Source organism: Methylobacterium sp. GC_Met_3 (assembly GCF_026540775.1).
Lineage (GTDB): Bacteria > Pseudomonadota > Alphaproteobacteria > Rhizobiales > Beijerinckiaceae > Methylobacterium.
On the sequence record NZ_JALNUL010000069.1, the window covers coordinates 1 to 15,146 of the forward strand.

The 15,146-nt window shown below is 58.2% G+C and carries 20 protein-coding genes; 12 read left to right on the plus strand and 8 right to left on the minus strand.

What is annotated here, in order from left to right:
• Positions 1-211: 211 nt before the first annotated feature.
• The 5 genes from OXS27_RS29405 (at position 212) to OXS27_RS29425 (ending at position 4,235) form a co-directional block, all read left to right on the plus strand.
• The gene (locus OXS27_RS29405; protein ID WP_267361006.1) at positions 212-520 is read left to right on the plus strand and encodes a hypothetical protein; all 309 of its coding nucleotides are present in this window, start codon (positions 212-214) and stop codon (positions 518-520) included.
• Between the two features lie 8 nt (positions 521-528).
• Positions 529-1,116, plus strand: coding sequence for an NERD domain-containing protein (locus OXS27_RS29410; RefSeq protein WP_267361008.1), 588 nt, complete (start codon positions 529-531; stop codon positions 1,114-1,116).
• A gap of 781 nt (positions 1,117-1,897) precedes the next feature.
• Positions 1,898-2,986: a replication initiation protein gene (locus OXS27_RS29415; RefSeq protein WP_267361010.1), complete on the plus strand. Its 1,089-nt coding sequence runs from the start codon at positions 1,898-1,900 to the stop codon at positions 2,984-2,986.
• 260 nt (positions 2,987-3,246) lie between these two features.
• Positions 3,247-3,597: a hypothetical protein gene (locus tag OXS27_RS29420; protein WP_267361012.1), complete on the plus strand. Its 351-nt coding sequence runs from the start codon at positions 3,247-3,249 to the stop codon at positions 3,595-3,597.
• Entirely contained in the window at positions 3,594-4,235 is a 642-nt protein-coding gene (locus OXS27_RS29425; protein WP_267361014.1) for a hypothetical protein, read from the plus strand. Before OXS27_RS29420 ends, OXS27_RS29425 begins: the two co-directional genes overlap by 4 nt.
• Before the next feature lie 5 nt (positions 4,236-4,240).
• On the opposite strand, the gene OXS27_RS29430 is transcribed toward OXS27_RS29425, so the two are convergent.
• The 5 genes from OXS27_RS29430 to OXS27_RS29450 form a co-directional block, all read right to left on the minus strand.
• Positions 4,241-4,864, minus strand: coding sequence for a VPLPA-CTERM sorting domain-containing protein (locus OXS27_RS29430; RefSeq protein WP_267361016.1), 624 nt, complete (start codon positions 4,862-4,864; stop codon positions 4,241-4,243).
• A 652-nt stretch (positions 4,865-5,516) separates the two neighbouring features.
• The gene (locus tag OXS27_RS29435) at positions 5,517-5,741 is read right to left on the minus strand and encodes a hypothetical protein (RefSeq protein WP_267361018.1); all 225 of its coding nucleotides are present in this window, start codon (positions 5,739-5,741) and stop codon (positions 5,517-5,519) included.
• Between the two features lies 1 nt (position 5,742).
• Entirely contained in the window at positions 5,743-5,925 is a 183-nt protein-coding gene (locus OXS27_RS29440) for a hypothetical protein (RefSeq protein WP_267361020.1), read from the minus strand.
• A 15-nt stretch (positions 5,926-5,940) separates the two neighbouring features.
• The gene (locus tag OXS27_RS29445; RefSeq protein WP_267361022.1) at positions 5,941-6,342 is read right to left on the minus strand and encodes a hypothetical protein; all 402 of its coding nucleotides are present in this window, start codon (positions 6,340-6,342) and stop codon (positions 5,941-5,943) included.
• A gap of 220 nt (positions 6,343-6,562) precedes the next feature.
• A complete protein-coding gene (locus OXS27_RS29450; RefSeq protein ID WP_267361024.1) occupies positions 6,563-6,886 on the minus strand; it encodes a hypothetical protein in 324 nt (107 codons plus the stop codon).
• Positions 6,887-7,047: 161 nt separating this feature from the next.
• Here OXS27_RS29450 and OXS27_RS29455 point away from each other — a divergent pair, with 161 nt between their 5' ends.
• The 7 genes from OXS27_RS29455 to OXS27_RS29485 all read left to right on the plus strand — a co-directional run bounded on the left by OXS27_RS29455 (position 7,048) and on the right by OXS27_RS29485 (position 11,574).
• Positions 7,048-7,644 (plus strand): tyrosine-type recombinase/integrase, encoded by a 597-nt coding sequence (locus OXS27_RS29455; protein ID WP_267361026.1) that lies wholly within the window; start codon positions 7,048-7,050, stop codon positions 7,642-7,644.
• Positions 7,645-7,654: 10 nt separating this feature from the next.
• A complete protein-coding gene (locus OXS27_RS29460) occupies positions 7,655-8,326 on the plus strand; it encodes a hypothetical protein (protein ID WP_267361028.1) in 672 nt (223 codons plus the stop codon).
• Positions 8,327-8,434: 108 nt separating this feature from the next.
• The gene (locus OXS27_RS29465) at positions 8,435-8,839 is read left to right on the plus strand and encodes a hypothetical protein (protein ID WP_267361030.1); all 405 of its coding nucleotides are present in this window, start codon (positions 8,435-8,437) and stop codon (positions 8,837-8,839) included.
• Between the two features lie 54 nt (positions 8,840-8,893).
• Entirely contained in the window at positions 8,894-9,658 is a 765-nt protein-coding gene (locus tag OXS27_RS29470; protein WP_267361031.1) for a hypothetical protein, read from the plus strand.
• A gap of 2 nt (positions 9,659-9,660) precedes the next feature.
• On the plus strand, positions 9,661-9,828 hold the full coding sequence (locus OXS27_RS29475; protein ID WP_267361033.1) for a hypothetical protein: 168 nt from the start codon (positions 9,661-9,663) through the stop codon (positions 9,826-9,828).
• 16 nt (positions 9,829-9,844) lie between these two features.
• Entirely contained in the window at positions 9,845-11,239 is a 1,395-nt protein-coding gene (locus tag OXS27_RS29480) for a type IV secretory system conjugative DNA transfer family protein (protein ID WP_267361034.1), read from the plus strand.
• On the plus strand, positions 11,239-11,574 hold the full coding sequence (locus tag OXS27_RS29485) for a hypothetical protein (protein ID WP_267361036.1): 336 nt from the start codon (positions 11,239-11,241) through the stop codon (positions 11,572-11,574). The genes OXS27_RS29480 and OXS27_RS29485 overlap by 1 nt, the downstream gene beginning before the upstream one ends.
• 170 nt (positions 11,575-11,744) lie before the next feature.
• Here the strand turns inward: OXS27_RS29485 and OXS27_RS29490 are convergent, their stop codons facing one another.
• From OXS27_RS29490 to OXS27_RS29500, 3 genes are all read right to left on the minus strand, one after another.
• A complete protein-coding gene (locus OXS27_RS29490) occupies positions 11,745-12,359 on the minus strand; it encodes a hypothetical protein (protein WP_267361037.1) in 615 nt (204 codons plus the stop codon).
• Entirely contained in the window at positions 12,289-14,748 is a 2,460-nt protein-coding gene (locus tag OXS27_RS29495) for an AAA family ATPase (RefSeq protein WP_267361039.1), read from the minus strand. The genes OXS27_RS29490 and OXS27_RS29495 overlap by 71 nt, the downstream gene beginning before the upstream one ends.
• The coding region (locus tag OXS27_RS29500; RefSeq protein ID WP_267361041.1) for a MobC family plasmid mobilization relaxosome protein at positions 14,745-15,146 on the minus strand (402 nt) is incomplete at its 5' end. The genes OXS27_RS29495 and OXS27_RS29500, both read right to left, overlap by 4 nt.

The following is a 15,146-nucleotide window of genomic DNA, read 5'->3' on the forward strand; positions in this document are numbered from 1 at the left end:
AGCGAGGTTATGGTATTACCATAATATAGCTTGCTACCGTTAGCAAAACCTTAACCCAAGATATGCAGCGCCAGGAGAGGGCACAAGGCCAAGGCAAGCCTCCCACTTAATGGAAAATCAATATAAAATCGATATGCTGTGCCCCGGCTCGTCACCTGGACAACTGCGATAAAAACCGGAAAAAATGACGGGTCCAAAAAGGATCAAAGCCATGAGCAAAGCCGCCAAGAAATCGACCGCCCTGCCAAAAATCAAAGCCGATGCCTCGATGTCGGATCTGGAAAAACTGCGGGCTGAAATCGATGAACGGATGAAGGAAAAGAAGCGCGAAAAATTCGAGATTGCGGGCGCCGTGATTGTCGAGATGCTCAACAGCCAAACCGCTTCACCGGCCAAAAATATCGTTCTCGAATTGCTCGCATCCAAGCTGAAAAAAGACAAAGACCGCGTGTTGTTCGGCCTGGATCCATTGCCAAAATCGAAGGGCAAGAAAAAAGACAACGGCGGCGAAACCGCTTAAGGGGAACCTTGTATTTTCACCCGCCAAACCAGCCGGAAATTCTGACCACAGATCGAAAGCTGTCGGGCGAATTGGCTGTCTGGAATGCGCTTAAAGCGGCCCCCTTCCCTGGCTTCCTGCATGTGTTTTACAACCGCAAGCCAAAGGGCAGTAACAAGCCCCCCGACTTCCTGCTGATCGACTACGCGCGGGGCCTGTTCAATCTCGAAGTGAAGGGCGGTCAGGTCCGTTTTGACAAGGGGCAGTTTCGCCAGCGCATCAAGGGAACGAAGGGGTTCTTCGGCAAAAAAATCGATCCGCTGTTTCAGGCGAAAAGAGCCTTGGACGCCATCATTGAGGCAACCGGCGTTCCAGCTGCCGACGTGCCTACGGCGGTCATGCTGGCGGCGCCTCTCATGACGCATGATTGCTATTGGTTCGGGGAACACACCCACATCCTGACAAGCGAGGATCTGGCGCCGGATCGGCTCGTTTCGAAGGTGCTGGCGCTGCTGCCGGAAAGGCCGCTGATCGAGCAACGTCGAACGGCCCCGGCCCTGAAAATCATCATCGACGCGTTGAGCCGTCCGGGGGATGAAGGGTTCGCACCAGGCTAAGGCCATCCCTACCCTGCCAGCCTGCCACACGGCGCGGCTAATGCGGTCAAGCCGCAAGGCGGCTTGCTCCACTTCGTTCCGGCCTTCGGCACCGCGCCGCTTTGTGTGGCCGTCCGAGGCTGTCGGGATGAAAGGGCGTCTGTTGTCGCCCGCGCGGCGGTCGAACAAAAGGGCTGTCGGTCGGTGATAGTGCGAAGTGAGGGTTTCGGGGCCGCGCCGGGGATCGCATAGGAAGTCCCAGGAAGGGCATTCGAAAAAATCGGTCGGACCCCTGCCCCTTGTCCTAAACCCCTTCCCTGCCCTCTCCTGGGGCCGCGACGGTGCCGTTTAAGCGGCAACCTCGCCCCCTTCCCTTTCCCGAATGCCCCTTGGGCGCGATAGCGCCCCTAAATGAATTAGACCGGCGACCGTTAGGTCGCTCCGATTCCTCTTCTGTGTGGGATCTCGTGGCCGGGCGGGTTAGCCCCGTTATCCACAGGCCGCCATTGTTCTACTGTTCTAACTGTTCCTCTGTTCCAGCCAAAAAAGCGCAGTTATTCTAGAAACTTGCGGAGTTTGCGGGGGGCATAATCAGCGGTCCGGGGGGCAAATCCAGCGGTGCGGGGGGCATAATCGGCGGTGCGGGGGGCAAATCCAGCCACTCGCCCACAGCCCTTTCCGGGGGACAAATTCAGCCGCCCAGGTTGCCCTTGCGGGGGGCAAATCCAGCGGGCTTCCTCCCTCGCAAAAGGGGGGCGACATGACCATTGCATGCCCCCCGTAACTTCGGCAGAGTCGGGGGATGCCCGATTCGCAATTGCCTCTTGATCTAAGGAACCCACCAAAGCCAACCGGCGACATCTGGCAGCCGTCGCCGACGCATCCCGCGACGGTGCCTGTGCCGCTTCCTGTGATCATGGTTCGCGTCGAGGGTCCATTCACTGCACTTGATCGCAAGCTATGGCTGCTGCTGGTTCATCACGCCTGGGATGAACTGGACTCGGACAAGCCCTATCACGATATTTCTGTTTCAGAGATTTTGCGGCTGTTCCGGCAATTCGGTCGCAGTGATTTAGGAACACGCGGGAAGCTTAAACTCGGCAAGACCGAAGAAGAAACCGAAGCCGCAGCGCTTTGGGACAGTATCCGTCGACTCGTGAAAACATCTGTCGAGTGGGAAGATGAAGATTATCGAGGTATAAGCTCGCTTGTCAGTGAGGCGTTGCTTAGCAAACGTTACCGCGATACGGGCCGCATTCACTACGCGTTCGGCAAAGGTCTTTCACAGCAAATCCTTGCACCTCGTGCCTTCGCGCGTTTGCGCTGTCATGTGATTTTATCTCTGCGCAGCAAATACGCCGTAACGCTGTACGAGATCTTAGAAGCCTATGTAAACCGGCGTGAAAGTACGCTCATCGTTTCCCTAGACGATTTGCAAAACTGGCTGAAAGTGCCGGACAACGCCTATCCTGATTGGCGTGAATTGAAGAAGCGCGTCATTGCCCCGGCTGTTGCGGAAATCAACGAACACGCGGAAGCGGCGGGCTTTGTTGTCAGCTATGAAGGCATTCGAAAGGGAAAGTCTTTCTCCCAAATCAAATTTACGCTGATGAAGTCGAGTGCCCGCGATGATCGTGACAACGTTCTTCAGGGCAAAGCCAAACGAGCAAGAACCTACACAAACGGTGCCCCTGCCCTGGCGTCTAGCGCCCCCTATGAGCCGACGGACTCGGTTCTTGAACAGCTGCGCACCGTGGCCCCTGGCTGGGATCGTCAGCGCCTGGTGAGTGATTTCCGCGAATGGCAGAAGGGCAAGCCGCCTGCCGACAAACCCCACGGCGCCTTTCTCGGCTGGGTGAAGCGGGTCACGAAGGGCAAGCCGCCGTCATAGCTGCGTGATGGCGTGATATCACGACTGCATACATACGCAGGCGCATGAGCGTGTGATCGCGTGATGTTACGCGTCCATCCATGCATGCGCTTGTGATGCCCTGGCCCTATGCACCCGCACATTTGTGCGTTTGTGATCCTTTAACTTTTTCGTATTAGGACGGTATAATGCCGTGATTCTCTGCGCTTTTGGGGTCATGCGTCTGTCGTGCTGTGCCTTCATGCCTCCGCAACATTCCAACTCTAGAAAGTCACGCCACCATGAAACCGAACGCTATGTCTGAAAGCCTGGCCGCGCGTCTAACCAGTGCGGCGGCAACACCGCTGCCGTTGCCGAAGCGGCCACAGGAACCGGCCAATTCGTCCGTTGCGCCCGAACCTGTCGCGGATCCTGAACCGGCTGCGGTCCGTGAACCCGTTGCGGCGTCCACGCGTGGAAAAGCGAAGGCGGTGAAAGCCGACTTGGACACCATCGGCATAACGCTGCGGCCATCGCGTTCGTTGATGTCGCGCTACGTGAACGCGGCGGCGGATCGCACCAAGGCAACGGGCAGGGTGGTTTCGGCTCAACAGCTGATGCTTGAACAACTCGAAAAGGGGCCTGCGAAATGAAAACGGTCGCGGTCCTCGGACGGAAAGGCGGTTCTGCTAAAACCGTCACGGCTCACACGATCTGCCTCGGCGCCCATCTGATGGCCGCACCGGCTGCGTATGTCCTCACGGATCCCGAACGCGAAGTGCGGTCGGCGGGGCGCCCCTATGCCGTTCTGGATGGCCGTCTGCCGGAACAACTCGAACTGATTTTCACATCGAGCCAGCAAAACCTAAACGGCTGGCTGGTGATCGACGGCGGCGGCAACCGTCCGGCCTGGGATATCGAGATTGGCAAGCTGGCCAACCTGACGCTTGTGCCGTTTCGCCCCTCTATGGATGACATCGACATGGCGACGAAGACCATGAACGATATTCCGAACGCAGTTGCATGGCCGTGTGCGTGGCCGACAAATCCGCTTGCGATTGCGGCGGCGCGTCCGTTCATCGAGCGAATGCAGAAAGCTTTCCCGCTGCGCGTGATCGAGCCAGCCCTTCCGTTCGTCAATTCAGTTTATGAACTCGTGGCGGAAGATCTCGGCAGTCCGTCGACGGTTGTACGGCAAACCGCCCGCAAAGCTTTTGCCACTGTCGGCGATGCTTACGACGAACACGCAAAGACGCATGATGAATTAGCTGCGCTCTACAACGCGGCCTGATCCTTCTACGCTTTCGATGATCGCCAACCGAACAACATGAGGCCACCTAGCGCGGTCAAAAACAAATACGCCGATGCGGGCAGGGGAACAGGTGACAGGTCAGCTTGGCCGTCGCCAACCTGGCTGCTAAAAATACCTCTGTTTGTAAAAAGCGGTTGTACTAAGTTTTCATGAGTCGCAACAGCAATCCAGTCGACATCAGAGCTATCCGGATACAAAACAATACGAAGATTATTGTCGCCGGAAAAGGTGACATATTCCGGTGTACCTAGCGCAATATCTCTATACGATGTGGGGTGATAAATAAAAGCAGTACCACTGTCTCCTGACAAGGTCAGAATATTATATCCAGTAAAGGTGTAGCAACCATTCGGACAACGACCACCAACATTTGCATAAGTCGGCTGGTAAATCGTGAAGTTGTAAGTTGGGATCGTGTTTGTGATCGTATCATACTGAAAAGTACCAACTGCCCCGCCCAAACTACTAACAGAGGGATTATCTGGACCGGTCTGTACGACAGTGTACGCCGCTGTCATCGCATTCCACGTAAGAATGGCCGCATAAGACGGGGCGCTGATCATCACGGCGATGGCAAAGCATAGGCACGCGATGATCTTTCTAAACATTAGCCACCTCAAAGTAATTATGATGACTATATTTACCATACGCGACAAATTCTGTCACTAGCGGTTGCACTTAGCCAGCCGCGCAATCTCTATTCTTCCTGCGCCAGCCCTTTTGTTCGACGCGCCGCAGGCACGTCGAAATCTGAATGGACGCCCTTCCGTCCCGACGCCTCCAGAATGCCGCACAAAGCGGCGCGGTGCCCGGAGGGCCGGAACGAAGTGGAGCAAGCCGCAAAAGGCGGCTTGACCGCATTAGCCGCGCCGTGTGGCAGGCTGGATGCGTGAGGGACAAGACAAGTGCGCGGTAGCGCTCCGTTTGGCGCAACCGCCAGGTCGCGCCAATGCGTGAGCGACCGAAGCCCGCCAGGGCCAAGACCCGCCTGCGGGGCTTGGTTCACGAGGCCGCGACCCCCTTTAGGGGGGCACGCCCAGCCGCACCGCCACAGGCCGAACCATCAGAAGCCGGAAGAGAACCAACACCACCAGGCGCCGCACCTGGTCACGGCGGAAATCATTCAACCACACGACGAGGGCGCGTCAGCGCCCGCCGCGCGAAGCGCGGCAAGCGAAGACCGGGACGGGCTGAGCGATGAGGTTCACCGCCGTTGCCGCGTGCGCCAGCGGTTGAGGTAAGGCGCTGCCGTCGCCGCCATCAATCGGACAGCCCATAGGGATCATCGAGCGTTTGAATGATCTTCTGCAAAAAGGATCGCGCGGCCTCGATGTCATAGGCGCCCATCAAGATGCTGGTGCCCGCATAGATGAAATGTTTCGCCACCATCAGCGGCGGGATGGTCGCCTGTGCGACAAGCGCAAGCTGTTTCACTTGCTCTTTTAGCTCGTGATCGGTTTTCGGCGGCCGAATTTTTTGCGACATGTCACCAGTCGCCCGTTTGTCGTGTCTCAAGCTCGGCGCGTTCTCGTTGATCGGGGGGCAGGGCGTCCATTTTGGCTTGCTCTTTGCGGCGGTGCCAATGCAATGCGCACACGCAAAGACAAAGCACCACCACGTCTAAAGCGACACCCGCGAAACCTGTAAAAAATCCTTTGAGTTCGTCCACGTCAGCCCCGAAAGTCTATGGCGTAAAATTGGGATACCCTGCGTATAATTTGCACTTCATCGCGCTGCCTAATCCGAACCACTTCTTCATGGCTTTGAACGTGATGACGGTCGCGCCGTCATTCATGTCTTTCACCGTGAACATTTCCCCGCCGAGACAATAAAAAGGCATGTCTGCAACGCCCTTCGCCGTAACCGGGTGCCCATCTCTCGATAGGGTGAACCAATAGCCGGGCGGCGCGGAAATTTTCTTCCCGCCGTCGACGTTCGTAATGACGGCCTTCGGCACGTCGGCACAGTGCAAAAACTCGTCAAAACAAAAATCGTCGGTCAGTTTGTCCGACGATGCTTGCTCGACGGCCTGCAAAGCGATTGGTCCCGCCCACGCCGTCGCGGGTAAGCAAAGGATGAGCGCCACCAGTAAGTAATTTATCGGTGCGACCATTTATAAACCAAATACGCGCCGAAAATAGCCATTGCGATGAAGTATAAAATGGCCGCGAATTTTTCTTTAAGCGGCATTGGCGGTCGTCGTTTTCCCATGCGTTGAGTCTAGCAAGCCTTATTGCTGCAATCAAACGCTAGAAAATCATGCAAAAGCGACATCGACGCGAGGCTTTATACGCCGTCGGCGTTGATCAACGCCTGCTCAACTGTTCCCAGATATATTGAAACTGCTCACGCAGAATGTCGCCGTAGGGGTTTTGTGTTTCCAACTCGCGCGACATGACGACAGCCCGCGCCAACCGCCAGCGATTGGGCTTTTCCTCGCTCGTGCCTGCCTTCCACGGGGTTAGGTCGCGTGTCTCTATCGCGTCGAGCAGGCCCCGCGCGGCCCATTCGTATTCCTGGCGCAGCTGGTCGAGCGGATCCGGCGCTGCCGCCGCAAGCATGGGTTTGTGGGTGAGGGCGGCCCCGGCAACAGCGGCGAGGCCCGCCAACAGGCGGCGCCTGGTGATCAAGGGACAGTCCTGCTCTGGAAGAACGGCAAGGCCCATTGAATCACGCCGTGGCCGGGTAAGGCCAGCTGGTATTTTTCACTTTTAACAATTGGGGCTTTTTGTTAAAAGTTGGGTGTCCCGCCCCTCTAGGAAATCAGGCGCTTACCGCCTCTGAAAAAATCATGGCCAACCGGCGAAATGTAAAAAGTGAGACTGTCGACGTTCTTGACCCGGAACGGCCAAAGGACTTTTTGACCGAACCGGAATTTGCGCGGCTGCTGAAAGGGGCAGGGGGCAACCGGCACAATCTGCGCGATGTCGCGCTGTTCCGCATGATCTTCGATCACGGCTTACGCGTCAGTGAGGCGACGGGTTTGCGCCGCAGTAGCGCCGACCTCGACGCGCACCGGCTGCACTTCAAGCGGTTGAAGAATGGCTTTTCGGTTCCGCACCCGATGCAGGGCGAAACCGTCCGCGCGGTGAAGCGGTATCTCGCCAGCCGTGAGGACGCGGCGCCCTGGTTGTTCGTATCGGAGCGGGGAACGAAGATGACCAGGCAGGCGGTCAATTATCTGATCGCCACAGCTGGGACACGCGCCAAGCTGGGGCACGTCCATCCGCATATGCTGCGCCATGCCTGCGGCTACGCGCTCGAAGATCGCGGAACAGATTTTCGGGTGATGCAGGATTTTCTAGGCCACAAGGACCCGCGACACACGGCCCATTACACCCGCACGAGTCCACGCCGTTTTGATCGGGTGTGGGAACGCAAGAACTAAGGCACGTCCAATGAAAAAGGCAGCGGCGAAAAGCACAAACCCGGTCAGCACCATCGATGAGATTTACGCTCGGAAGCAGCGTAAGTTGGGCAGTGTTCGCGTAGCGAATTACGTAACTATTGTGAAAGTAATTGACTCTGTTTTTGATAATTATGGCATTGACGTAGCGTTGCAGCCTCCGGTAATTGAATACTTATTGGATTTTATGAAGAATAGACCGATACATCCGGTCAACGCGGCCACTGCAATATTTGGTGCATGGCACGAATATACGAAAGAAACCTACGGGGAAATTACTTATCAACTTAACGATAAGCCGGATCAACCGGCAGGCAACGGGTATATGAATGAAAGAGTTTCAGCAATCGCGGGCTTGTTGAGCCGCGCAAGTGACGGGGAACTAGTTGAGCTAATGCGCAACAGCGCGATTTCTGATCGCCTGGTGCATGCGTTCAAAGAAGCCAAGGAGATGACCAAACCCGTTGCGCCTGTTGCATCCGGTGAACCGGAAAAGCGGGGCAGGGGTCGCCCGCGTAGCGCAATTGCCGACGCGGCTGAAACTGAATTTGTTGCCCGGCCTCCGAAAGCCATTGACGATCCGAACCTACGGAAACGTGCGCTAGCGACAGCAAGGCAACGGCGATACCAGGCTCGAAAAAGTGCCGGTCTCACGCCGAATTAATTTCTGACGCTGCGTCATTATGACGCGCAGTATATTTCTGACGCTTCGTCAGAAATAATCCATGATCGATCCCGCCGCCCACCAAGGGCGAGCCTGGGAACCTCGATCATGCACATCACCCCGCGCACCGACGCAGAACTACGGAAACTTGCAGCAAACCCAAAGGCTGGCTGGTACGTCGCCGACATCCTGGCGGCGATTGAACGGGTCAGTTCGAACAACAACGACATGATTGAACTAAGCCTTTCCGTCGCCTTCGACGGCGCGGAAGGCGGCGGGCGCTCGATGCGCGACTGGCTTACGGCGGTCGGCAAGGGCGCGTTGAAGCTGCGTCGTGCCTGCGAGGCTATCGACGCGGTTGATCGCTACGAGTCCGGCCATATCAACGCGGCGGATTTCGTCGGCAAAAAGGTTTCGGTCCGTGTCGAAACCGAGAAGAAGCGCGGCTTCGCTGATCGTCTAATCGTCACCGATTATCGAACAGCGTCACCTTCACCACCCAGAAAAACCTAACCCGTCCCCAATGCGCTGCGGAAAACCCGCCGCGCAAACACAGGAGCTATGCCTATGCTTCAGCAATTCTCGAACCTCGTCGGAAACCGTGTCACCATAGCTGTCGTCTGCGGCGGCTTGGCGCTCGGCGCCTGGCATGAATTCATGAGTGGCGTCGCCACAGTCCCGAACACCAATGCGGCGTTCTCGGATGCCAAAATTAAGGACGCGCAGGCCGGTGTTGCCACCGTCGAAAGTAAGGCGCGGTCCTGCAAGGAACGCCTCGACGCGTTTGCCAAAGGGATGCTGATACCGCCCGATGTTCTCAAGTCGATGAGTAACAGCAGCATGAGTTCGGACAAGTTCATTCAGCGAATGACCGAAACGAACCCTATGGATGAACAGTTAGCCCGCGACTGTTCGCCCGGTTATGCCGCGCACGCTGATGCCTGCTCGGCGTCGTTCCACAAGCTCGCGGCGACTTTCACGCCAAACATGCTTTGGGACGACGTAAAAGCAAAGCTCGAAGCTCACAAGGGGACTGGCTGCGGCTTCTCCAAGGCGGATGCCGATTTCATCGAGGCTGATCTAAATGCAAAGTCCGCCGCATGTGTCAACCAATCGAAAGCATTCTATAGTTCAATGCCGAATGTTCGAGCTAATGCTTCAGCATCGATGGAAAAGGTCGGTGCGTACATGGCGGAACACAAGAAGACCTGCTCTATGAACCCGACGGAAGCTAACCTCTTCCGAGATTGGGCGATCAACAGTGCGGGCGTTGATGCCGCTACTTTCGATAAGGCGGCAAAAGAAGCCACGGCCAAACAGGCCGCGAAGTGACGATGTACGAAGTCGTCGCCGCGCTTGCTGCCGTGATGGCGGTCAGCGCGGCCACAGGCTGGTTTGTGGCAGGGCACAGGGCCGACAAGACGACATCGGTAGCCCACACCAAAAACGCCGAGGCGGCGCATCTGCGGGCCTTCGGTGTCACCGGCAATCCAAACCTGTAAGTCTGGAACGCTGCCAATGCACCTGAAGCAGCCTGGGCCGAGTGCGGCGCCATCGCGTCCGTATCTCGGCTTTTTCGTTTGCGACAACGGCACACCGGATGCCGGGACTCCCTTGGCCTATCCCGGTCCAAAGCATCTGCTGTCGTTCGGGACGCCAGGGGCGAATAAAAGCATGGGCCTGGTCGTGCCCAATCTCATGCTGTTGCGGCGCTCGATGATCGTGATCGATCCAAAGGGGCAACTGGCGGCGATTACGCATCGGGCGCGGTCGGCCTTTGGCCGGTGCATCGTGATCAACCCTTTTGGCGAATTGGTCGACGTACGGCCCGAGCTGCAAAGCGACGGCTGGAACCCAATGCGCCAGCTGCGCCCGCACGTGCGCGGGTTCGAAAGCAAGGCGCGGTCGATCGCGGAAGCAATCGCCGATCGGCAATCAGGATCGAAGGGGGATTTCTTCGAGGCGTCGAATGAAAATCTCTGGACCACGTTCACGATGCGCGAAAGCCGGGTCGAGGGTGACAGGGCGACGTTGCGTAACGTCCGCGCCTTGATCGCCAGCGGAACCGATAGCCTCCTGTCGGCCTGCCGTGAGATGATGGACAACGGCGATTATGCGGAAAGCGTTGCCGCTGCGCGTATCGTGGACCGCCTCACGGACAAGACAAGCCATAGCACATCGATGCAGGACACCATCGATACGGTGATGAAAAACACGTCGTTCCTAAACGACGATGACATTCACGCCGACATGGTGACAGGCGGCGCCATCGATTTCCCGGCGATGCATCAGGACATCACGACGGTTTATGTGATCCTGCCTGTAGGCCAGCTAAGGAAGCAAGCGAAATGGCTGCGGATGTTTTTCAAGCTGGCCTTTGCGGAACTGTTCGAGAACGCACCACGCAAAGCGGCGCTGCCGCCTGTGATGATGTTCCTCGATGAGTTTGGCAATCTCGGTCATTTGCCGGAAGTCCTCGAAGCGATGAATATCGCTCGCGATTACCGGGTGCAGCTTTGGATGTTTTTGCAGCACATTCAACAACTCGAAGCGGTTTATCCGAAAAACATCAGCGCCTTCTTTGCCGGATCCGGTGCCATTACAACGTTCGATTGCCGGGATTGGGCAACCGCTGAACATTTCTCGAAACTGTTCGGCAAGCGTGAAGTCGAGATGTCGAGCCAGACCACAAACCGGGGCTTTAACGTGCGGTCGATGTCGTTCACCGACAGCCGTTCAACGCAAGTCTTCCCGCTGATCCAGCCGGAAGATTTGTGGCGCATGGGCCGCGCTCGAACAATGTCGTTCATCGATCCCTGCCCATTTCCAATCGCCGGGCTGGCGCCTGGCTATTGGGATTGCATCGATCCGGCGTCAGTCGATCCCAACCCGTATTATCATGGTGGCGAGTGATGCCGGTTATCGATCTTCGCACCCTCTTAAACGCCCGCAGGCTCTACGAGCATTTCAACATGCGGGACCGTTTCCCGCTTCTGCTCGATCTGTATTGGCAGGCGCATAAAAATCACGCTGACCCGGATCACCATTTCACGCAATGCGTGCTGTTCGATTTTGCAGAGGTGAACCCGCGTCACTACAGCCTAGCTATAGGTTTGCTGATCTGGAAAATCAAAACCAACACCGTCGAGCAATTCGGGCAGAAGGTCGAGAGAATGGCGAAGTATCGCGCCCGGCAATTCTATCTCGGCCTGCCGGTGCAACCGTTCGAACGCTTTCACCACGACTGATTACGTGGGAATTTTCGGCATAATCCGCGCTTCGAAGCGGTCGCAATCCGTCATGCCTTGAAGCACTGGCTCCCTATCAAGCAAGCACACCATCAACGCGCCCTCGGCGCCGGTTCGGTTCCAACCGAATTCACACCTGGCGCAGTAGTCCCGCGCAAACTTGTCGGGATTCATCCATTGCGGCGCCCGCCCTTTATGCCCTGCCATCTGCCCCCCTTTGGTCTGTGTGAATGCGGCTCCACTTCGCCGCGCTTTCTGTCTTCAGCGGCCCATTGTATGAAATCACGCGCCGGATTACGGCAAAGGTCAAGGTAGTCTTTGACGATCTTCGACGCGCGGGATCCGGTGACAATTTTCGGCGCGGCGATGTCGTGGCGGGTGTGGCGTGTGCGACGGCGGCGCAAGGTGTCGGCGGCTTCCCGCGCTTCCTGGGCCAGGCGCAACAGCCGCGCGGCTTCGGCCTCCAAGGCACGCGCTTTCAGGTCGAGCGCATCGATGTAACCGGTGATGTGCTGCATCAGGCTGCGGCCCGTCGCCGTGAAAAGGGCAACCATCTTGTCGCCGGCGTCGCCGGCATCGTTGATCGCGCGGCGGGCGGTCGTCCAGCCGGCATTTAACTTAAATGCGGTCTTTTGATTTTCGGGGCGGTGATGTTTTTCGGAGCTGGCCCTGTCCGCTTTTGCCGTCGATGAAGTTGGGCCAACTTCATCGGGGCTAGAGAGATTGCCCCCCGCCTCGTTGCCGCTCGATGTCGCGGCCTTCGTCTGGCGAAACCTCTCGGCCAAACAGGCGCGACAGAGTTTGCAGGGCGGTCTTGCGCTGCTGCTGCTGGCGTTCCGCCTCAAGGTAGACGGAAACGGCTTCATAGGCGCGGCGTGGTGTGCCTGCGGCCTTCGCCACCTTCGCGACGTTGCGCAGATCCACGCCTGCCTTCACAGCGCTTTCGACCACGCGGGCGAATGACTGATCATCGATGTAGTAGGCCGTCGCGGCGCGTTTCATGTCGCGGCGGGCCATACCATCCGCCATCAGGTCGAGTGCCTTCGCCAGGTCGGCCGCGCCTGCTTCCTGGCCGCGCGGGAAAAGTTTTCGCGTGCGGTCCATCGTGCGCAAGGTCTGGCGGCTGGCGAAGATTTTCACGCGCTCCTTGTGGCGCGAGAAGCTGACGTATGATCCTGACCAGCGCCAATTTGCCGAATGGGTCACATAGGTTTCGGCATAAGTGGCGCCCTGCGATTTGTACGTGGTCCCGGCATAGCCTCGGGCGATGCGGTTGAACTCTCCCACTTTGCCATTCTCGCCCACAGTGAAGCTGATCGGCTTTTCGATCCCGTCGATTGCGACGGTGAGGCGGGCGCGGTTCTGCTTATCCATCTCGACGGCTTTGACAGTGCCGACATTGCCATTCACCAGGCCCGCATTCTTCGCCTTCTTGCCGTAACCGTTGCCGGTGAAGATGATCCGGTCGCCAACGCCGAGCGCCAGGTTGCCCTTGGCGGTTTTGATCTGGTGATCGTCGCCGATGTCGCCGCGCTGCTTGTGCAGCTGGCGGGCGTAGTCGTTCAACGCGTCGACCTCGGCATTCGTGGCGGCAATCATGAAGCGGCGCTTGGTCGGGTCGGCGGCGGAGTCCTTCGTGTAGGCCGTTGCCGTGGCCTGCAGGGCGCCGTCCTGGGTTTCCGACCAGTGCAGCCCGCCATCCTTCGCAAACGTGTCCAGCGCCGCCCTGAAGGCGCCGCCGTGCATCTGGTTGAATGCCTTCTGCTGCTCGGGATCCTTCACACGCTGCACCTGCTCGAGCTTCGCGAAGCCGTGCTTCTGGCGTAGCGTTTCGAACAACCCGCCGCGTTCGATGCTGCCAAGCTGCGCATCGTCACCGGCCAGGATCAGCTTGGCGCCCGCCTTCGAAGCGGCATCGACAATTTTGCCAAGGGCGGCGGTCGACACCATCGCGGCCTCGTCCACGACGACAACCGTTTTCCGGTCCCATTTGGCGGCGCCGCGGTCGAGGGCGTGAAGTTCCGCGGTGATGGTGTTCGCCTGGGTGAAGCCGTCGCCGCGCATCGCCTGAACAACTTTGTTCGTGTGGCTCAAGCCGACAACCGAAAACCCTTCCTGCTCGTAGCTGCCGCGTACCGCTTTCAGCGTGTGCGATTTGCCGGTGCCCGCCTCACCCCACAGAATGCCAATGGCCTTCCGGTCGGTCAGGTGATGCAGGGCGTCCGTCTGCTCATCGATCAACGTCAGATTTTTCGCCACCTGGTCGGCGGTGCTGCGCTTGATCCCGAAGCCGGTCTTTTCCGCCAGCTGGTCGGCGCCATGCAGAACGGCCAATTCCTCCCGCAGGACGCGGCGCGTGGTGTAGCGTGACACCTCCGCATTCTCGGCTTCACGCAACCCGACGACTTCGCCGCCGCCGAGGATCTCGGAACGGAAACCGGCCCGATCCTCCGGCGTCATCTTCGCCAGCTGCAAAGCTTTGTCCAACTCCCGCGCGGTGAAGGTCGGGCTGCGGTCGGTCAGTAGATCGGCAACGCCGTTCGCGTCCCGCTTCTCGATGCAATCCACGATCTTGTGCAGCGTTTGGCGATGCTCGTTCTGCGGCATCAGCCCTTTTTCGCGCTCGTAGCTTAGCGCCCACGCCTGCGCATAATGGTGGTCGTTCATCGCCGAAATGGTCCGGCCCGTTTCCGGGTCGATGCGGCTGGCGACGATGTGGACGTGATCATGCTCTTTGTCGTCGTGGCGGATGAAAACCGCCATCGCGTTTTCCATGCCGATTGATTTCAAAAAGCCCTGCGCCGCTTCGCGCATGTCGTCGCCGGTCGGCGTCTGCCCCTTCTCCCATGACAGCGTGGCGTGCAGGCAGTCGTTTTCACATTTGCGGCCCCGGCTGGTTTGGTTCTTATCGAGGGCGTTCCACTCCATCGCTTTGCGGGCCAACTCCACCCGCTCCACGCTGTCGATTTCGTAACCGAAGTTTTGCCCGCCGAGGATGGTCGCGCGTCCGTTGTCGTTCGCGACAAGCTGGACCTTTTCGCCCTTGGTGTCGACGCCCGCCGCGCGGGCCATTGCCATCTCATACGGCGGCATTTTCTCGCCGTCGTAACCCTCGCCAAGGGCATACTTGATCGCACCTGTGATGCCGCGCCCTTTGACGAGATTGGGGATCATAGCGCCTGCACCGCTTCGAGGGTTTCGATCAGCTTTTTGATGACCTCCTGCAATTCCTTTTCGGCGGGCAAGCTGCGGTTCAAATGCGCCAGGTGTGCAAGCTGGTTCACGTTGTTTCCGACGCGGCGAATTTCGGCGGCAAGCTCCCGAATGACTTCGGGGCTGCGGGCAGGCGGCGGCGGGTTTTTCCAATCGCTCAAAAGGATCAGTCGGCTATACTCGCCGACGTAGCCGCCGCTGACACCGAAGACCTTCGCCGCGCGGCGGTGAAGGACCTCGTGTTCGGCGTCCGAAACCTTCATCGTCACGCAACGCGTCCGACGATTTTCGGGGGCGATGTCTTTCTTCGGACGTGCCATCTGTGATGAGCCTACGGACGTGCCGCCCGGCGAGGGCCA